Below are 17581 nucleotides of genomic sequence, written 5' to 3' on the forward strand. Positions count from 1 at the left end.
CCGTACGGCGCCGGTCAGCGGCGCCGGCCAACCTCCGGAGGCGCACCGTGACCCCCACCCCCGCCCGGGACACCGCGTTCCCCGCCCACGACGGCGCACCCGACCAGCCGTCCGCCCGCGCGGCAGCGCGTGGCCTGCGCTTCACCGCGCGCCGCGCGTCCCGGGCCCGACGGCGGGGCGCGGCCCCCGCGCGTCGGCCTGCCGTCCCCCCGGTCGAGCGGGCGAACGGCTGGGTCGTCGCGCTGGCCGTGGCCGCAGGAGCCGTGCTCTTCTCGACCCTCGCGATGAAGGCGTTCCTCGGCGGCTGACCCTCGGTCCGGCGCCCGCGGCCCGCGCACCAGGGATCTCGCCGACGCCCGCGGTCTCACCCGCCCCAGCCGTCGACGCGGGGCCACCACGGGTCTACCGTCGAAGCACGGGCGCCGCTGCCGACGGCACGCGCCCGGCCACCGTCGGGCCGGAGGCCGCCCCGGGGCTCAGGCCCCGCCGGCGGCCGCCTCGTCCCACACCACGACGTCGCCCGCCCGGACCGTGCCGGACGACAGCAGCCGGCACACGACGCCGCCCCGCGCGTGCATCGCGCGCATCGCGCCGGGCGCGATCCAGTCGTCGAGCAGCCGGCACGGCGCGGCGATCCGGAGCACCTGGAGCTCGACGTCCCCGATCCGCAGGAACGACCCCGGCTTCGTGGGCAGGTCGCCGTGGGTGAGCGTGACGTTGCGCCGGGTGAGACCGGGGTCGATCTCCTGCCCGAGGTCCGCGGAGGCCGCCGCGAGGTCGGTGAGCGTCTGGATCGTCACGTGCCGGTGCTTCGACCCGTGGTACCGGTCGCCGACGAGGCCCTTGCCCTCCTCCGCCTCGACCGACGCGACGACCCGCGTCGGCAGCCGACGGGCCTTCGCGACGTGGATCGCGTGCACGCGAGGCTGGTCCGGCATGGCCCCAGCCTCGCACCCGGCGCCGCCCCAGGGCCACCGCCCCGGGCCGGGCGAGCGCCGGGTACCGGTGTACCGTCCGGTGCATGACCGACGTCCGCAGCCGCACCCATGCCCAGGCCGTCGACGCAGCGATCGAGCTCTTCACCCGCAAGGGGTACGAGCAGACGACCGTCGAGGAGATCGCCGACGCCGCCCAGGTCAGCCGCGCCACCTTCTTCCGCCGCTACGGGTCCAAGGAGGACGTGGTCTTCGCGGACCACGAGCTCCTGCTCGACGAGGTCGTCGTCATGCTCGCCGCGACGCGGCCCGTGCCCGACGCCGAGGGGCACCTCACGCCCGACCCGACGGTCGACCCGTACCTCGAGGTGTGCCGCGCGGCGCGGCTGGTGTTCGACCACCACGTCGGTCAGCGCGAGACGTCCCTGGCCCGCTGGCAGCTCCTCCAGCAGGTGCCGGCGCTGCGCGACCGCGAGCTCGTCACGACCCACCGCTACGAGCGCGCGTTCACCGCGTACCTGCGCGACGCGCTCCCGCCGGACGAGCGCCGCTCGACGGCGTCCATCGCGTTCGCGGCGTCCGTCGTCGCCGTGCACAACGCGCTCCTGCGCCGGTGGCTGCGTTCCCCCGAGCAGGACCTGCGCCCCCAGCTCGAGGAGGCGTTCGCGGACCTGCGCCGCGCCGCCGTCGGCCGGTACGCCGCGCCAGACGCCGCCGCCCAGGAGCGCAGCGGGGACGGCGTGCCCGCGGCGCGCCGCGTCGTCGTGACCGTGGTGGACGCGGACGCGGACGCGCAGGGCGTCGCGGACGACGTCGCGCGCGCCGTCCGCGACGCCCTGGCCTGACCCCTCCCGCCCCGCCCCGCCGAGCAGGGTCGCATCGTGTTTCAGTCCGTGGGACGGTGCGGTGCGAGTCCCGTGCCCGGGGAATGCGCGAGTAGCATCGGCGGTTGCAGAACGCAGTACGCACGAACGTGCTCCGGGGTCGGTGCAATTCCGAGCCGGCGGTGACAGTCCGCGACCCGCGCCCACGCGCGGTTGACCTGGTGGAACTCCAGGACCGACGGTGACAGTCCGGATGGGAGGAAGCACGTGCGGCGCGGCCGTCCTCGGCCGGGCTCTCGCGAGCCCGCGCGACGGGGCGCGGTCTCGCCGTGGTGAGCGACGCCGTCGGGCCCTCGTGGCCCGGCCCGGCCGCCCGCCCTCACCCCGGAGCGCCCGTGCCCGGGAGGACGAGGACATCCGATGGACCTGATCCACGCGCTGTTCGACGCGCAGCTGACGATCGGCGACCAGCATCTGCTGTGGCGCGAGATCGTGGGCAACGGGTTCGGCCTGGCGTCGGCGCTGGGCGGCATGCGGCGCAAGGTGTGGGCGTGGCCCGTGGGCATCGTCGGCAACCTGCTGCTGCTCACGGTGTTCCTCGGCGCGGTGTTCGCGACGCCCAACCCCGTCAACCTGCTCGGCCAGGCGGGCCGCCAGGTGATGTTCGTCGTCGTGTCGGTCTACGGGTGGGTGCAGTGGCGCAAGACCCAGGCGCGGCTCGGTGACGCCGACGCGGACAGCCACGGCGTCGCCGTCGTGCCGCGCTGGGCGTCGTGGCGCCAGCGCGTGTTCCTCGTCGTCGCGCTCGTCGGCGGCACAGCCCTCCTGACCCCGGTCTTCCGCGCGCTCGAGTCGTACGAGCCCGTCTGGGCCGACGCGTGGATCTTCATGGGCTCGCTGCTCGCGACGTACGGCATGGCGAAGGGCTGGGTCGAGTTCTGGCTCATCTGGGTCGCCGTGGACGTCGTGGGCGTGCCCCTGCTGATCTCGGCCGGCTTCTACGCGTCCGCGTTCATGTACGTGTTCTACGGCGCGTTCACGCTCGTCGGGTTCTTCGTGTGGTGGCGCGTCAACCGCCGCGCGGCCGCCGCTGCCGAGGCGGACGCCGCGGCGGCGGGCGCGCCCGCCTGACCCGCCGGTCACCCGACCCCACCCACACCGATACCCCGTCTCGATTGACTGAGACGGGGTATCGCTGCACTATGGGAGGGACCGCCGCCGACGCCGGGCCCGCACCCCGGGCAACCGCGTCGAGGACGGTCGACCGACCGCAGCCGCCCTCCCAGGGGAGCACCGATGCCCACCACCCCGATCATGCCCGGCGTCACCGAGCCCACCTACGACCTCGCGACCCCGCTCGACCTCGACTACGCCGGCGCGTTCGCCGACGCGACCGAGGAGGACCGCGCCCACCTGCAGCGCGTCCGGCAGTTCGTCCAGGACGAGGTGCTGCCCGTCATCGACGACTACTGGGAGCGCGCCGAGGTCCCGTTCGACCTCGTCAAGCGCATGGGCGAGCTCGACCTGCTGCGTGACGGCGTCGACGTCGACGGTCGTCCGCACGTGAGCCAGCTCGCCGCCGGCCTCGCCGCCATGGAGATGTCGCGCGGCGACGGCTCCGTCGCGACGATCTGCGGCGTCCAGGGCGGTCTCGCGCTGCGCAGCATCCAGATGCTCGGCTCCGACGAGCAGCGGGCGAAGTACGCCGAGCCCATGGCGCGCGGGGAGATCCTCGGCGCGTTCGCGCTCACCGAGCCCACCCACGGCTCGGACTCCGTCTCGCTCGAGACGACGGCGCGCAAGGAGACGCGCGACGGCGTCGAGGGCTACGTGCTGAACGGCGAGAAGAAGTGGATCGGCAACGGGTCGTCGGGCCACGTCACGGTCGTGTGGGCGCGCCTCGTCGGCGACGACGGCGACGGCCAGGTCCACGGGTTCGTCGTGCCGCAGGACACCCCGGGCTACACGGGCACGACCATCACCGGCAAGGTGTCGCTCCGCGCGATCTGGCAGGCGCACGTCGTGCTCGACGACGTGTTCGTCCCCGCCGAGAACGCCCTGCCGGGCGCGCGGTCGTTCAAGGACACCTCGCGCGTGCTCTTCGCGACGCGCCTCGGGGTGGCGTGGGCCGCCGTCGGGCACGCGGTCGCGTGCTACGAGGCCGCGGTCGCGTACGCGAAGCAGCGCGTCCAGTTCGGGCGCCCGCTCGCCGCGAACCAGATGGTGCAGGAGCGCCTCACGCGGATGCTCTCGACGATCACGCAGCTCCAGCTCCTCGTCGCGCAGATGACGCGGCTCGACGAGGCGGGGACGCTCACCGGCCCGCAGGCGTCGCTCGCGAAGTACACGTGCACCCGCGGGGCGCGCGAGGTCGCGGCGAGCGCGCGCGACCTGCTCGGCGGCAACGGGATCCTGCTCCAGAACCGCGTCGCGCGGCACTTCGCCGACATCGAGGCCCTGCACACGTACGAGGGCACCGAGTCGGTCCAGGCGCTCATCGTCGGGCGCGACATCACGGGCGTCTCCGCGTTCGTCTGACGGTCCCGAGGGCGCACGCCCTCCCCCGCTCCCCGGCGCCGCTCGCCCCTCCTCGCGGCGCCGGGGCTCCTGTTCGCCCCGTTTCCTCGCCCTCCCGGATCGGAGTCCCATGAGCACCGACGCCAGCCCCCTGCCCGACGCCGCCGCCGTCACCCCCGAGGACGAGGTCACCCCGGTCCTCCTGCACGGCGCGCGCACCCCGTTCGCGCGCTTCCGCGGCGCGCTCGCCTCGCTCTCGGCGGCCGAGCTCGGCGCGCACGCGATCCGCGGCGCGCTCGCGGCCGCGGGCGTCGCGCCGGAGCAGGTCGACACGGTGATCGTCGGGCAGGTCGTGCAGGCGGGCGCCAAGCAGGGCCCCGCGCGCCAGGCCGCGATCCTCGCGGGCCTCGGCTGGGACGTGCCCACCGTGACGATCAACAAGCTGTGCCTCTCGGGCCTCACCGCGATCATCGACGCGGCCCGGCTGGTCCGCACGGGCGAGGCGAGCGTCGTCGTCGCGGGTGGCCAGGAGTCCATGACGAACGCGCCGCACCTCGTCGTCGGGTCGCGCTCCGGGTTCGCGTTCGGGGACGTGACGATGGCCGACTCGCTCACGCACGACGGGCTGAACGACCCGTTCAGCGGCGAGGTCATGGGCGAGCTCACCGACCGCGGCTGCGCGACGCGCGGCATCGGCCGCCCCGAGCAGGACGCGTTCGCGCTGCGCTCGCACCAGCGGGCCGCCGCGGCGCGCGACGCCGGGCGGCTCGCCGAGGAGATCGCCCCCGTCGAGGTGCCGCAGCGGCGGGGCGAGCCGGTCGTCGTCGAGCACGACGAGGGCGTGCGCGCCGACACGACGCTCGAGGCCCTGGAGCGCCTGCGCCCGGCCTTCGTGCGGGACGGGACCATCACCGCCGGGTCGAGCTCGCCCCTGTCCGACGGCGCGGCGGCGGTCGTCGTCGCGAGCCGCGCCTTCGCGAAGCGCAACGGCCTGCCGTGGCTCGCCGAGATCGGTGCGGCGGGGCAGGTCGCGGGACCCGACAACTCGCTGCACTCCCAGCCGGCGCGGGCCATCGAGGCCGCCGTGAAGCGCGAGGGGATCGCCGCGGCGGACCTCGACCTCGTGGAGATCAACGAGGCGTTCGCCGCCGTCGCGCTGCAGTCGGTCGCGGACCTCGGCATCGACGCGGACGTCGTCAACGCCGACGGCGGCGCCATCGCGCTCGGCCACCCGGTCGGCGCGTCGGGCGCTCGGCTCGCGCTGCACCTCGCGCTCGCGCTCCGTCGCCGCGGGGGCGGCGTCGGCGCGGCGGCGCTGTGCGGCGGCGGCGGTCAGGGGGACGCGCTCGTCCTGCGCGTCTGACCCTCCGGGCGGGCCCCCGTCGGGGCTCCGCCGCGCGAGCCGACCAACCCTGGTGCACGATGCTGCACCAGGGTTGGCGCGTTTCGGCCGCCGCGGTGTGACGCAGATCGCGCCACGACCGCCGGGTTTCGCGTCATGGATCGCGTCTGACGTGGTCCCTCTCCCTGGAACCGCCCCCCACGAGAGGACCGTCATGACCACCGTGACCGACGCAGCCCGCCGTACCGCGAGCCGTGCGCGCCGCTCGCACCTGTCCGCCGTCGCCGTCGCGCTCGTCGGGCTCGCCGCAGGCTTCGCCGCGGCGCCCTACCTGCTCGGCTGACGCCTCCCGCTCGACGAGCCCGGGACCGCGGTCCCGGGCTCTCGTCATCCCGCGGTCGTTCTGCTCTCCGCGGGCTCGCGCGCGAGCAGCTCCTCCAGCCGGTCGAGCAGCGGGACCTGGCCCGCGACGACGAGCCCGCGGGCGCGCGCGAGCGCGAACCAGCCGGCCCGGTCGAGCTCCGGGAACTCCTGCATGCGCCCCGAGCGCGGCGGCCACTCCAGCGCGAACGTGTTGCTCGCGATCGTCGTGACGTCGAGGTCCGCCTCCCGCGCCCACGCCGCGACGAGCTTGCCCGCGCGCTGGCGCACCGTGCCGAGGTCGAGGTCCGGCGCCGCGCCGGCGGGAGCCGGGACGCCGAGCTCCTCGGCGAACTCGCGCAGCGCCGCCGCGTGCTCGTCCTCCCCCGGCTCCACCTCGCCCTTGGGGATCGTCCACCCGCCCGCGTCCTTGCGCGCCCACAGCGGGCCCCCCATGTGCCCGAGCAGCACCTCGACGACGTCGGCACGGAACCGGTAGAGCACGAGCCCTGCTGACTGCTTCACCCCTCCTTCCTACACAGCCGACGCCGGACCGGCCCGTCGGGGCCGCGCGGACCACCCGCCGAGGGCGTCTCGGGGTCGTGTCCGGGGGCCTGTCGGGGGTCTGTCGGCGGCACGGCGTAGCGTCGGCAGCACCAGGACCGGGACCGCAGAAGGGGACGACCATGGCCACGCAGAGCGTCACGCACCTCAACCCGCCCGGGCTGCACCGCAACCCCGCGTTCTCGCAGGGCACCATCGTCGAGACGAGCCGCACGCTCTACGTCGGCGGGCAGAACGGCACGGACGCCGCGGGCGCGATCGTCGAGGGCGGCATCGCGGCCCAGACGGCGCAGGCGCTGCGCAACGTCCTCGCCGTGCTGGCCGAGGCAGGCGCCGGGCCAGAGGACGTCGCGCGGCTCGCCGTCTACCTCGACCCCGAGGCCGACCTCATGGAGGGCTTCGCCGCCGTCGGCGAGGTCTGGGGCCCGCACCCCGCCGCCGTGACCGTCCTGCGGGTCGGGATCGGGCGGCCGGGCGCGCTCGTCGAGATCGAGGCGGTCGCGGCGCTCCCCGCCTGACGCGAGGCACCCGCTCCCGCGCGCGACGTCACGGGGGTGCCGCTACTGTCCGGGGGTGCCAGCCGACCGGACCCCGTACCGCGCCCTCTGGCGGGCCGCGGCGTACGGGGTCGCGGCATCCCTCCCGGTGCTCGCGCTCGCGTGGCTCGTGCGCGCGGAGTCGGGGGTCGTCGTGGACGCGGACCGCGCCGTCGTCGCCGCGGCGACCCGGTTCGCCGGCGAGCGCCCCGCGCTCGAGCGCGCGCTCCTCGTCGGGCAGGAGGCGCTCGCCGCACGGTGGATGAACCTCGCCGCGATGGGCGTGTGCGTCTGGGCGTGGCGACGCCACGGGCTCGGGTCACGCGCGGCCTGGGCGGCCGGGACGATCTGGGGTGCGTGGGCTCTCGGCCTCGGCGCGAAGGAGGTCGTCGGCCGCGCGCGGCCCGTCCTCGAGGACGCCGTGTCGACCGTGCCGGGCGCGAGCTTTCCTTCGGGGCACGCGATGAACGCGGCGGCCGTCGGGGTGACGCTCAGCGTGCTCGTCTGGCCGCTGCTCGGGCGGCGAGGCCGCGTCGCGGTGGTCGGCGGTGCGACGGCGCTCGCCCTCGTCACCGCAGCCGACCGCGTGCTGCTCGGCGCGCACTACCCGTCCGACGTCGTCGGCGGGATCCTCTTCGGCGGCGCGGTCGCGGGGGCGTCCGCCGTCGGCTTCCACGGGTGGACCGCCGCGCGGTCCGGCCGTCCCTCCGGTGACACTCCCAGGAACGAGGTCTGATGCATCCCTTCGTGCACCGCTACGAGCTCGACACGACCCGCCCCACGGCGAAGGAGGTGCTGCGCGACGTCGGCCTGCGGGCGTTCCTCCCGGGAGCGGTGCTGTGGGTGGTCATCGTCGCGACGGGCTTCCTCGTCACCGGGCCGCTCGGCGACCTGCCGGGCGAGGTCGCGGTCAACCGGTGGTTCGAGCAACGGCGCACGCCGTTCTGGGACACCGTCACCGACGTGCTCTCCCTCATCGGCACGACCGAGTTCATCATCGGCGGCACGCTGCTCACCGTCGCGCTCGTGTGGTGGCGCACCCGGCAGTGGTGGTTCGCCCTCGTGCCCGCGCTCGCCGTCGCGCTGCAGGCGCTGATCTTCCTCACGTCGTCGATCGTCGTGGCGCGCGAGCGGCCCGACGTCTCGCGGCTCGACGAGGCGCCCCCGACGTCCAGCTTCCCCTCGGGGCACACGGGCGCGTCGGCGGCGTTCTACCTGACGCTCGCCCTGCTCGCGCAGCGCATCACGAACCCGGTCCTGCGCGTCGTCGTGACGGTGCTGTGCTGCCTCGTGCCGCTCGGCGTCGGCCTCTCGCGGCTCTACCGCGGTGCCCACGGACCGGCGGACGTCGTCGTGGGGCTCCTCAACGGCATCGTGTGCTGCGTCCTCGCGTGGCACTACCTGCGCCGGGACCTGCGCTCGAAGCGCTGAGACCCCGGGGGTAGCGCTCCCGGCGCCCGATCCACGAAACGCTCCCCCGACACGACGACGGCGGGCCCGGTCCGAGGACCGGGCCCGCCGTCGTCGTGCGGGGGCGGTCCGGGCGCGCGCGGCACCCGGACCAGCCGTCAGCTCAGGCGCACAGACCCACCGGGTCCCACGAGCCCCACGTCACGGAACCGGGGAGCTCGCCCTTCGTCCACCACTGGGCCCTGTAGTTCACGCCGGCGCGGGACACGGTCTGCCCGCCGGTGTAGACGGCCTCGCGCGACCAGGCCGGGGCGCAGACCGCCGCCTCGACCTCGGGCGCGGTGCCGCAGGGGCCGATCTTCTTCCAGGCGTTGCTGGCGCCCGGCTCCTGGTTGCGGGTCCACCACTGGGCCTTGTACTCCGTGCCCTCGTGCGAGACGACCTCACCACCGGTGTAGACGCCCGTGCCGTACCAGGGCACCGCGCACTCCTCGGCCACGCCGGGGCCCGGGGTCGCCGCGCGCAGCGTCGAGCCCAGGGCGTTGCCGAGCTCGTTGCGGTAGTCACCGGAGAGGTCCCACCACATCGCGCCGCCGTAGCCCTGCGTCGCGACGAACTCGGCCTTCGCCGTCACGGACGCCGGGTCGTCGTAGCTCCACCACTGGTCGCCGTTGTACAGCCAGCTCGCGCCGATCTTCGGGTCGAAGAACTTCTTCCCGCCGAACGAGCGCAGCTCGGCGTACGTCTTGGTGCCGACGTACCCGGCGGCGGGCTGCCAGCCCTTCGTGCCGTCCTTGACGCCGTACCAGCCGTGGCCGTAGGCCGCGAGGCCTGCGTTGATCTGCGACGGGTCCGCGCCCGCCTTCACGTACATGCCGAGCGCGCCGTCGAGGCCGAGGCCCCAGTTCTCCGCGCCGTCGGGGTGCAGGTTGCCCTGGTGGCCCGTCTTGTTCGGGACCCAGCCGCCGTGGAAGTCGTAGCCCTGGACGTTGAGGAAGTCCACGACCGCGAACAGGCGCGGGTCGAGCCAGCCGCCCTGGCCGGCGTTCCAGCCGCCCGCGGGCGCGAACGCCGTCAGCAGGTAGGCCTGGCCCGTCGTCGCGCCGCGCGCGTCGAGCTCGGCACGGAACTCCTCCATGAGGAGCAGGAAGTTCTCCTTGTCCTCCGGGCGGACGTTCGCCGTCTCGCCACCGGTGACCGGCCACTCCCAGTCGATGTCGATGCCGTCGAAGATGCCGGCCGCGACGCCGGGGCCGCCCTTGCCGTCGACGACCGGCAGGTTGCCGTCGATGTAGAGGTCGAGGCACGAGTCGACGAGCCGCGTACGACCCTCGGCCGTGGACGCCGCCTCGGAGAAGTTGTCCGACCAGGTCCAGCCACCGAGGGAGACGAGGATCTTCGTCTCCGGGCTGACGGCTTTGAGCTTCTTGAGCTGGTTGAAGTTGCCGGCGAGCTTCTGGCCGGGCTTGTCGGCCTTGCCGTCGACGGAGTCCGCGGCGGGCACCTCCGCGACGAAGTCGTTGAGGGGGTCGCCCTCGCCGGGGACGTCGGCGATGTCGCACACCAGGTCGGTCGTGACGTTGCCGAACGCGTAGTTGATGTGGGTGAGGTCCTCGATCGCTCCGGTGCGCACGAGGTCGGCCACGTGGAAGTCGCGGGTGACGCGCGAGTCGGCCATGACGTAGCCGACGCTGCGGAACCCGTTGATGTCCGACGGCCCGGCGACGGAGGCCGCCGGCTTGGCCGTGGGCTGGGGCGCCGCCGCGGCGGGCGACGCGAAGGTGGCGGCCGTGAGGGCGAGCGCCCCGACGACGGCGGAGGCCGTGACCACGCGCGAGCGTCGTGGCGAGGTCCTGGCGAACGAGCGGCCGGGGGCAGCCGCGCTGGGTGTCGATCGATCGGTCATGAAGGCCTCGTTGCTCTTCGGCCCGGGCTGGGGATCCCGGGATTTGTTCGGTCTCCTGCAAGATACCCGTGCGCATCCCCGAAACGCCAGGGTCCGAACGAAACCGTTACCGCTGTCGGTGGCAGGGCGCAGAGTAGGGCGGTGAGCTTCGACCGTGCGCCGCACGCCCCCGTGCTGCGCGCCCGCCCGACGATCGCGCACCTCGACGCCGACGCGTTCTTCGCCGCCGTCGAGCAGCACCAGCGGCCGTCCCTGCGCGGGCGCCCGGTGCTCGTCGGCGGCGTGGGGCCGCGCAGCGTCGTCGCGACGGCGTCGTACGAGGCCCGGCAGTACGGCGCCCGCTCGGCGATGCCGATGGAGCAGGCGCGACGGCTGTGCCCGCCGTCGACGGTCGTCGTCGTACCGCGGTTCGCCGCGTACTCGGCCTACTCGGCACGGATCATGGCGGCGTTGCGGGAGGTGACGGACCTCGTCGAGCCCGTGAGCATCGACGAGGCGTTCGCCGACCTCGCCGCGGCCGTCGGGCCGGAGACCGACCTCGAGGCGCTCGCCACCGGCATCCGCGAGCGGGCGCGCGCGCTGAGCGGCCTGCCCGTCTCGCTCGGGCTCGGGCGGTCCAAGCTCGTCGCGAAGCTCGCCTCGGAGGCCGCGAAGCCGGGCGGCGTCCGGGTCGTGGGGGCCGACGACGAGGACCCGTTCCTGCTCGACCTGCCCGTGCGGGCGCTGTGGGGCGTCGGCCCGGTGTCGGCCGCGCGGCTCGACGAGCTCGGGGTGCGCACCGTCGCCGACCTGCGCCGCCAGCCGCTCGACACGCTGCTCCTCGTCGCGGGCGAGGCGGGCGGCACCAACCTCTACCGGATCGCGCGCGGCTGGGACGACCGCCCGGTCTCCACGGTGCGGGAGCGCAAGTCCGCGGGCGCGGAGCACACGTTCGACACCGACCTCCACGGCCGGTCCGCGATCGCCGCGGCGCTCGATCCGGTGGTCGACGCCGCGCTGGCCCGCCTCGAGCGGCACGCCGTCGCGGCGCGCACCGTCGTGGTCAAGGTGCGCCTCGCGTCGTTCACGACCCTCACCCGCTCGGTCACCCTGTCCCGCCCGACGACCGACGAGGGCGCCCTCCGCGACGCGGCCCACCGCGCGCTCCGCCTCGCGGACGTCACCGAGCCCGTCCGCCTGCTCGGGGTCGCGTTCCACGCGCTGTCCGAGCACGCGCAGCTCATGCTGCCGCTCGGCGCGGACGCACCGGAGGACCCCGCCGTTCCGATCGCTGCGGAGGTGGCGGGCGTTGAGACGGCGGGCGATGAGGCGGTCGGCACCGAGGCGGTCGGTGCAGAGTCGGTGGGTGCAGAGTCGGTGGGTGCCGAGGCGCCCGGCGCGGCCGCGACCGGCCCCGTCCGAACGACGGCCGCCCTCCTCGCCCCCGGCCTCGACGTCGCGACCCCGGCTGACGGGCGCGGGTGGGTCGTGCGCGTCGGCGACGACGGCCGCGTCGCCGTCCGCTTCGAGACGGCACGGACCGGCCCGGGCTACCAGCGCTGGGTCGACCCGGAGGCGGAAGAGCTCGCGCTCGTCGAGCCGCTCGGCCCGGACGGCGAGCCCGTGCGCGCCTCGCCCACGGACGACGACGCGTAGCCGCGAGCCGTCGCGCCCGCGCCCGTCCCGCCCGCGCTCGCCCCGTCCGGGCTCGCCCCGTCCGCGCTCGCCCCGTCCGCGCTCGCCCCGTCCGCGCTCGTCCCGTCCGTGCTCGCCCTGTCCGCGCTCGTCCCCTCCGTCCCGGCCCTGCCCGACGACGGGCGGCCGGCGCGCTGCCGACCGGGCCTGCGCCGTCGGGCACGCGCGGGACGACCCCCGCCGCGACGAGGAGGAGCGCCGCGCCCACCCAGAACGCGGCCTGCGGCCCGACGACGTCGCTCAGCCCGCCCGTCGCGAGCGCGCCGACCGCCTGCCCGGCCGTGAGCGCGACGAAGAGCGCGGCGGTCGCGCGCCCGGCGGCGTGCGGGCGCAGCACGGTGCCCCACGCGATGAGCACGCCGCTCAGGGCGGTGTAGGCGCCACCGAAGAGGGCGCCCGCCGCCGCCACGACGGGCACGCTGCCCGGGGCGAGGGCCAGGGCGGCGGTGCCGGCGGCCGTCGCGACGGCCGTCACGACCCAGGCGCCGCGCAGGCCGAGCACGCGGACGGCGTCGCCGCTGAGCGCGCCGAGGACCGCCGCCACGCCGAGGAGGCACCAGAGGGCCGCCGTCGTGCGGCCGGGGAGGCCACCGGTCACGGTGACGAGGTCGCGCCCGAACGTCCAGACCGCGGCGCTGCCGATGCCGGCCACCGCGGCCGCGACCCCGGCGCGTGCGAGCGACCGCCCGACGGCGGCGCCAGCCGCGGGCGGTGACTCGGGGGCCGAGGGCCAGCGCGCGCTCCGGTCGACGACCGCTGCCGTGACCACCGCCCCGACCGCGGCGGCGAACCACACGGGCCGCCAGACGTCCGGCGCGACGAGCGTCGCCGCCCCGACGAGCGCGACGCCCACGCCCGTCCCGGAGTTCACGACGGCCTGCATGCGCCCGGCCCGGCGGCCGTCGACCGTCGCGCCGACCGCGGCGACGAGCGCGGGCGACGCCGCACCGGCGGCGCTGCCCGCGACGAGGACGCCCGCCGCGAGGCTCGCGGACGACCACGACAGACCGACCAGGACCGCCCCGGCCGCGGCGAGCGCCGCTGCGGCCCAGACGACCGCGCGCGGGGAGCGTCGGGCCATCGCGCGCTGCGCCCCGAGCGCGGCAGCGCAGTACGCGGCGAAGCTGCTGGCGGCGATCGCGCCCGCGGCGGCGGACGAGAGGCCGAGCTCGCTCGTGAGCGTCGGGAGCTGGAGGCCGTACCCGTAGCGGACAACGCCGTACGTCACCGCGACGAGGCCGGTGCCCGCGGCGACCAGGCGGGTGGGGTCGGGAGCGGCAGGGTGTAACGATCGTTTCACCATAGTGATCGTTACGCTATCCCCATGCCCCGGACCGACGCACGCCGACCGGCCCGCGACCGCCTGCTCGACGCCGCGGAGGCGCTGTTCGTCGAGCACGGGATCGCGGCGACCGGCGTCGACGCCGTGCTCCGCCGCGCCGAGGTCTCCCCCGCCACCTTGTACGCGCACTTCGCCGGCAAGGACCACCTCGTCGCGGCCTACCTGGAGCGGCGGCACGAGCGCTGGCGCGCCGCGTGGGATGCGGCGCTGGACCGCTGCGGGGACGACGCGGACGCGCGGGCGCTCGCCGTCTTCGACGCGCTCGACGGCTTCCCCACCGCGACGAGCACCCGAGGCTGCGCGTTCCTCGCCGCCGCGGTCGAGGTCACCGACTCTGAGCACCCCGCGTACCGGTGGCTCGCCGCCGACACCCGGCTGCTCGTCGACCGGCTGCGCGACCTGGCCGCCGCGACCGGCGCCGGCGACCCGGACGCCCTCGCGGCCGAGCTCCTCGCGCTCTACGACGCCGCGCTCGCCTCCCGCACGCGCCGCGCCGTCGCGGGCGACGACGGCCCGACGCCCCTCCCGTGGCGCGACCTGGCGGCGGGAGCGGTCGCGCGCCACCGCGTCTGAACTGCCCGGCGCTGCTGATGCGCTCCCCCGCGTGCGCGGCGATCCTGGACGCAGGGCCGCGTCACGACACGAGGGAGGCCCCGTGGAGTCCGTGCAAGGGAACGCGCCGCAGACCGAACCGCCCGAGGACGACGAACCCGCCGTCGATCCGCGGGCCCACGCCAACCGGTGGCGCGCGCTCGTCGTCCTGGCGGTCGCGCTGTCGATGGTCGTCATCGACGGGACGATCGTCGCCGTCGCCGTCCCGGACATCGTCGCCGACCTGAACCTCGGGCTGAGCGAGGCGCAGTGGATCAGCGCCTCGTACGCCGTCGTGCTGGCCGCGCTGCTGCTCTCGTCGGGCCGTCTTGGGGACCGGCTCGGGCGACGGCGGCTCCTCGTGGTGGGCGTCGTCGTCTTCCTGGCCGGGTCGCTGCTCGCCGCCGCGGCCGACGACGGCGGCTCGCTCATCGTCGGGCGGCTCGCCCAGGGGCTCGGCGCGGCCGCGATCCTGCCCTCGACGCTGTCGACCGTGAACGCGACGTTCCGCGGCAAGGACCGGGCTGCGGCGTTCGGGGTGTGGGGCGCCGTCATCTCCGGCGCCGCCGCGGTCGGCCCGCTCGCGGGCGGGTGGATCACGACGTCGTTCACGTGGCCGTGGATCTTCCTCGTCAACGTCCCCGTCGGCGCGCTCGTCGTGGTCGGCGCCTACCTCTGGGTGCCCGAGACCCGCGCGCACGCGTTCGCCCCCGGGCTCGACCTCGTCGGGCTCCTGCTGTCCGCGCTCGGGTTCGGCGCGCTCGTGTTCGGGCTCATCGAGGGCCAGACGTTCGGCTGGTGGAGCCCGAAGGGCGACGTCGAGCTGCTCGGGGCGACCTGGCCGGCGTCCGCGCCCGTCTCGCCGACCCCTGTCTTCCTCGCCGCCGGCCTGCTCCTGCTCGTGCTCTTCGTCGTGTGGGAACGACACCGCGCGCGGGTGCGGCGGTCCGCGCTGCTCGACCTCACGCTGTTCCGCATCCCGACGTTCCGGTGGGGCAACGTCACCGCGACGACCGTCGCCGTCGGCGAGTTCGGCATCATCTTCGTCCTGCCGCTCTTCCTCGTGAACGTGCTCGCGCTGTCCACCATGGGCGCCGGGCTCGTGCTCGCGGCGATGGCGCTCGGCGCGTTCCTCTCCGGCGCGTCGGCGCGTCACCTCGCCGCCGCCGTCGGCGCCCCGCTCGTCGTGGTCATCGGCCTCGCGCTCGAGATCGTCGGGGTCGCCGCCGTCGCGCTCACGGTCACCGCGACCGTCTCCCCGTGGCTGCTCGCGGCCCTGCTCGTCGTCTACGGCGTCGGGCTCGGCCTCGCCTCCGCGCAGCTCACCAGCACGACCCTCGTGCAGGTCCCCGCCGAGGAGTCCGGCCAGGGCTCCGCCACGCAGTCGACGGCGCGGCAGGTCGGCTCCGCGCTCGGGACCGCGCTCGTCGGGACCGCGCTCGCCGTCCTGCTCGCGAGCGCCGTGCCCGCGGCCCTCGACGGCGAGGGCCTGCCCGACGCCGAGGTCACGCGCCTCGCCGACGCGACGAGCGGCTCCGCCGGCGACGTCATCGCGAAGCTGCGCGCCGAGGGCACGCACGGCGAGCTCGGGCAGCAGGAACCCGAGGTCGTCGACGCGCTCGCGTCCGGGTTCGCCGACGCGACCCGCGGGTCGCTGCTCGTCGCCGGGGCGTTCCTCGTGCTCGGCCTCGCGTCCGCGACGGCCGTCGTGCGGGCGTCGCGCCGGTCGGTGTGAGGGTCGGGCCCGACGCCGGAGCGGGTCCCGCCCGGCGCGGGGTCGCGCCGAGCCCAGGGACGGGTCGAGCCGGCGCGGGTTACGCCAGGCGGTGCCAGAGGCCCTCGGACATGACCTCGACCGCGCCGTCGACCACGAACGCGGTCTCGTCGTCGACCGCGTACGCCGGCCCGCCCAGGGTGGCCGCCCACCGCCGCGCCGCGGCCTCCGTGTTGTCGGGCAGGTCCGGGTGGCCCAGGTGGGGGAACATCGAGAAGTCGACGAGCCCCAGCGGCGTCGCGTCCTCGCCCTCGGGCGGCTCCCACCCCACGAACTCCTCGCCGATGCGCGGCGTCAGCGCCATGCTGCCGCCGCTCATCCCGACGTAGACCGTGTCGGCGAGCGACGGCACGAGGTCCGCGAACCCCGACCGCCGCATCCAGTACGCCAGGTACCCCGCGTCACCGCCCGCGGCCAGCAGCACGTCCGTCTCCCGGACGAGCGGCACCCAGCGGTCCGCGGGGATGCTCGGCAGCGCCGTCAGCTCCAGCACGCCGACCGACCCCCACCCCAGACCCGCCATGTGGTCCGACTCCCCCGTGATGAAGTCCCGGACGTTCTTCCCCGGCCCCACCCACGGGTGGCCGTACAACGCCGTCGGGATGCACAGCGCCGAGCACTCACCGAACGACCGACCCAGCAGCTCGACGAGCGCGCCCTCGATGGTCGGGTTCGTGACTCCCCCTGACGTGAGCAACAGCTTCATAGTGTCCTTCCCGAAGACGATCAATATGACGGACCGAACTGCGGTAAGACACGGCTAGCTTCGCTGCTAGCAACCCTCGCGCAGCCGGTTCAGCCGAGGATCCCGAACCGACGAGAGACTCCGCCGCGGCCCTTCCGATGGCCGACGCAGTCAACCCGAGTAACGGCGTCAACGTAACGGCCAGACCCGCGCGAGTCGAAAGCGAACCGGCCCGAGGAGGAGGTTCGCTTGCGCCAGCAACGTATGCCACCGGAGCACACGTCGCCACGTTCCCGCGCTCGCAGATACGCCCCCTGCTCCCCGAATCAGCCTAGGCACGCATCCGGTCCCTGAGTCCGAAAAATCGGACCATACACATGGCGCTCTCTGTTTCGGAAATAGCATGATCCCCCCGCGTGCCGCGGCGAAAATTAACCCCCAACACCACTCGACACAGCGACCCGTGTAAAGACTGCACAGCGGAACACTCAAGATCTGCGGGCGCTCGTTTCACAACACGCCGCCGTCTAAACTTCTTGCAAGAAGCCGCAGAATTCGGCGTAGGCTACAAGCACCGCGCTAAACTCGCGATCCGGGGCCATTGCGTCGCGAACATCGTCAGCCAGAAGTTCCTTCTTTTCGACATCCGTTTCGGCGTGCCAGTTTCTTATTCGAACATCCAACTCCTGAATACGCCTCATGCGCGACATGAGCAGGTCTGGACGATCCGCAAACTTCAGTCGGCGAAGCGTGTTTTCCCCCCGGCTACTGCCCAGCACCGAAACGGTCAGCGGGCCGGAGTGCGAGAGGTGATCGCCTGGGTCGTCCTCGTAGGGATTGATCAGTCTCAAAGCATCCGATTCAGCCCAATATGAGCCCTTGTTCGTATTGCACCTGGTGCAGGCAAGTCCGAGGTTGCGCCAATCCAGAACTCGTTCAGGAAAAAGCTCCTTCGGCGCGATATGCTCGACCGCGATATACGAGACGTCATCCACGTACCCCTCGCAGTAGATGCACTTGAGACGGCATTCATCTTTGAGTGCGGCGACCACGTCCGCCGCGCGCCATGGACTGGGCTTTGAATTGGCCGGCGCCGCAATGTACTCTGCCGTTTTTCTCGC

The 17581-nt window shown here is 74.7% G+C and carries 17 protein-coding genes, 1 pseudogene and 1 riboswitch; of the genes and pseudogenes, 12 read left to right on the plus strand and 6 right to left on the minus strand.

Annotated elements, in window-relative coordinates; translation table 11 throughout:
- The first annotated feature begins 47 nt into the window (after positions 1-47).
- Positions 48-308, plus strand: coding sequence for a hypothetical protein (locus RSE42_RS16400; RefSeq protein ID WP_043652259.1), 261 nt, complete (start codon positions 48-50; stop codon positions 306-308).
- Between the two features lie 168 nt (positions 309-476).
- Here RSE42_RS16400 and RSE42_RS16405 read toward each other — a convergent pair whose 3' ends face one another.
- Entirely contained in the window at positions 477-938 is a 462-nt protein-coding gene (locus RSE42_RS16405; protein WP_085387279.1) for an MOSC domain-containing protein, read from the minus strand.
- Between the two features lie 83 nt (positions 939-1021).
- Here RSE42_RS16405 and RSE42_RS16410 point away from each other — a divergent pair, with 83 nt between their 5' ends.
- The 5 genes from RSE42_RS16410 (at position 1022) to RSE42_RS16430 (ending at position 5961) form a co-directional block, all read left to right on the plus strand.
- Complete coding sequence (locus RSE42_RS16410; RefSeq protein ID WP_137280773.1) at positions 1022-1780, plus strand: TetR/AcrR family transcriptional regulator; 759 nt, start codon at positions 1022-1024, stop codon at positions 1778-1780.
- 124 nt (positions 1781-1904) lie between these two features.
- Positions 1905-2030: riboswitch (FMN riboswitch) on the plus strand.
- Positions 2031-2179: 149 nt separating this feature from the next.
- Positions 2180-2890 carry a nicotinamide riboside transporter PnuC gene (pnuC, locus tag RSE42_RS16415; RefSeq protein WP_051027656.1) on the plus strand — a complete coding sequence of 237 codons (711 nt, stop codon included), beginning with the start codon at positions 2180-2182 and terminating at the stop codon, positions 2888-2890.
- 165 nt (positions 2891-3055) lie between these two features.
- Entirely contained in the window at positions 3056-4297 is a 1242-nt protein-coding gene (locus RSE42_RS16420; protein WP_043652250.1) for an acyl-CoA dehydrogenase family protein, read from the plus strand.
- Positions 4298-4406: 109 nt separating this feature from the next.
- Entirely contained in the window at positions 4407-5639 is a 1233-nt protein-coding gene (locus RSE42_RS16425) for an acetyl-CoA C-acyltransferase (RefSeq protein WP_171468395.1), read from the plus strand.
- Between the two features lie 193 nt (positions 5640-5832).
- On the plus strand, positions 5833-5961 hold the full coding sequence (locus RSE42_RS16430; RefSeq protein ID WP_255179672.1) for a hypothetical protein: 129 nt from the start codon (positions 5833-5835) through the stop codon (positions 5959-5961).
- Between the two features lie 44 nt (positions 5962-6005).
- Here the strand turns inward: RSE42_RS16430 and RSE42_RS16435 are convergent, their stop codons facing one another.
- Entirely contained in the window at positions 6006-6503 is a 498-nt protein-coding gene (locus RSE42_RS16435) for an NUDIX domain-containing protein (RefSeq protein ID WP_171468396.1), read from the minus strand.
- A gap of 161 nt (positions 6504-6664) precedes the next feature.
- Between RSE42_RS16435 and RSE42_RS16440 the strand changes: the two genes are divergently transcribed.
- Genes RSE42_RS16440 through RSE42_RS16450 form a run of 3 tightly spaced genes read left to right on the plus strand, consistent with a single transcriptional unit; the run spans position 6665 to position 8509 of the window.
- A complete protein-coding gene (locus tag RSE42_RS16440; RefSeq protein ID WP_085387275.1) occupies positions 6665-7060 on the plus strand; it encodes a RidA family protein in 396 nt (131 codons plus the stop codon).
- A gap of 55 nt (positions 7061-7115) precedes the next feature.
- On the plus strand, positions 7116-7814 hold the full coding sequence (locus tag RSE42_RS16445; protein WP_415297167.1) for a phosphatase PAP2 family protein: 699 nt from the start codon (positions 7116-7118) through the stop codon (positions 7812-7814).
- Positions 7814-8509 (plus strand): phosphatase PAP2 family protein, encoded by a 696-nt coding sequence (locus RSE42_RS16450; RefSeq protein WP_415297168.1) that lies wholly within the window; start codon positions 7814-7816, stop codon positions 8507-8509. Before RSE42_RS16445 ends, RSE42_RS16450 begins: the two co-directional genes overlap by 1 nt.
- A gap of 142 nt (positions 8510-8651) precedes the next feature.
- On the opposite strand, the gene RSE42_RS16455 is transcribed toward RSE42_RS16450, so the two are convergent.
- On the minus strand, positions 8652-10394 hold the full coding sequence (locus tag RSE42_RS16455) for a glycosyl hydrolase family 18 protein (protein ID WP_415297170.1): 1743 nt from the start codon (positions 10392-10394) through the stop codon (positions 8652-8654).
- A 141-nt stretch (positions 10395-10535) separates the two neighbouring features.
- On the opposite strand from RSE42_RS16455, the gene RSE42_RS16460 reads away from it, so the two are divergent.
- Entirely contained in the window at positions 10536-12029 is a 1494-nt protein-coding gene (locus RSE42_RS16460) for a DNA polymerase IV (RefSeq protein WP_415297171.1), read from the plus strand.
- A 271-nt stretch (positions 12030-12300) separates the two neighbouring features.
- On the opposite strand, the pseudogene RSE42_RS16465 reads toward RSE42_RS16460, so the two are convergent.
- Positions 12301-13371, minus strand: a pseudogene (locus RSE42_RS16465) (YbfB/YjiJ family MFS transporter); the annotation flags it as partial.
- A gap of 21 nt (positions 13372-13392) precedes the next feature.
- Here RSE42_RS16465 and RSE42_RS16470 point away from each other — a divergent pair.
- Complete coding sequence (locus tag RSE42_RS16470; RefSeq protein ID WP_415297173.1) at positions 13393-13983, plus strand: TetR/AcrR family transcriptional regulator; 591 nt, start codon at positions 13393-13395, stop codon at positions 13981-13983.
- 82 nt (positions 13984-14065) lie between these two features.
- Positions 14066-15736 carry a DHA2 family efflux MFS transporter permease subunit gene (locus RSE42_RS16475; protein WP_415297175.1) on the plus strand — a complete coding sequence of 557 codons (1671 nt, stop codon included), beginning with the start codon at positions 14066-14068 and terminating at the stop codon, positions 15734-15736.
- A 79-nt stretch (positions 15737-15815) separates the two neighbouring features.
- On the opposite strand, the gene RSE42_RS16480 is transcribed toward RSE42_RS16475, so the two are convergent.
- Together RSE42_RS16480 and RSE42_RS16485 are read right to left on the minus strand one after the other, a co-directional pair.
- A complete protein-coding gene (locus RSE42_RS16480; protein ID WP_415297177.1) occupies positions 15816-16481 on the minus strand; it encodes a Type 1 glutamine amidotransferase-like domain-containing protein in 666 nt (221 codons plus the stop codon).
- 506 nt (positions 16482-16987) lie between these two features.
- Entirely contained in the window at positions 16988-17512 is a 525-nt protein-coding gene (locus RSE42_RS16485) for an HNH endonuclease (protein ID WP_415297179.1), read from the minus strand.
- Positions 17513-17581 lie beyond the last annotated feature (69 nt).

Origin of the sequence: Cellulosimicrobium sp. SJTW-1, assembly GCF_047716875.1 — a bacterium.
GTDB classification, from domain to species: Bacteria; Actinomycetota; Actinomycetes; order Actinomycetales; family Cellulomonadaceae; genus Cellulosimicrobium; species Cellulosimicrobium funkei.

What these genes read in the sequence shown, in the direction of transcription:
- RSE42_RS16430 (WP_255179672.1), top strand. Translation starts at nt 5,833, where the DNA reads ATGACCACCGTGACCGACGCAGCCCGCCGTACCGCGAGCCGTGCGCGC.
- RSE42_RS16480 (WP_415297177.1), bottom strand. Translation starts at nt 16,481, where the DNA reads ATGAAGCTGTTGCTCACGTCAGGGGGAGTCACGAACCCGACCATCGAG.
- RSE42_RS16425 (WP_171468395.1), top strand. Translation starts at nt 4,407, where the DNA reads ATGAGCACCGACGCCAGCCCCCTGCCCGACGCCGCCGCCGTCACCCCC.
- RSE42_RS16410 (WP_137280773.1), top strand. Translation starts at nt 1,022, where the DNA reads ATGACCGACGTCCGCAGCCGCACCCATGCCCAGGCCGTCGACGCAGCG.
- pnuC (WP_051027656.1), top strand. Translation starts at nt 2,180, where the DNA reads ATGGACCTGATCCACGCGCTGTTCGACGCGCAGCTGACGATCGGCGAC.
- RSE42_RS16450 (WP_415297168.1), top strand. Translation starts at nt 7,814, where the DNA reads ATGCATCCCTTCGTGCACCGCTACGAGCTCGACACGACCCGCCCCACG.
- RSE42_RS16420 (WP_043652250.1), top strand. Translation starts at nt 3,056, where the DNA reads ATGCCCACCACCCCGATCATGCCCGGCGTCACCGAGCCCACCTACGAC.
- RSE42_RS16470 (WP_415297173.1), top strand. Translation starts at nt 13,393, where the DNA reads ATGCCCCGGACCGACGCACGCCGACCGGCCCGCGACCGCCTGCTCGAC.
- RSE42_RS16405 (WP_085387279.1), bottom strand. Translation starts at nt 938, where the DNA reads ATGCCGGACCAGCCTCGCGTGCACGCGATCCACGTCGCGAAGGCCCGT.
- RSE42_RS16455 (WP_415297170.1), bottom strand. Translation starts at nt 10,394, where the DNA reads ATGACCGATCGATCGACACCCAGCGCGGCTGCCCCCGGCCGCTCGTTC.
- RSE42_RS16440 (WP_085387275.1), top strand. Translation starts at nt 6,665, where the DNA reads ATGGCCACGCAGAGCGTCACGCACCTCAACCCGCCCGGGCTGCACCGC.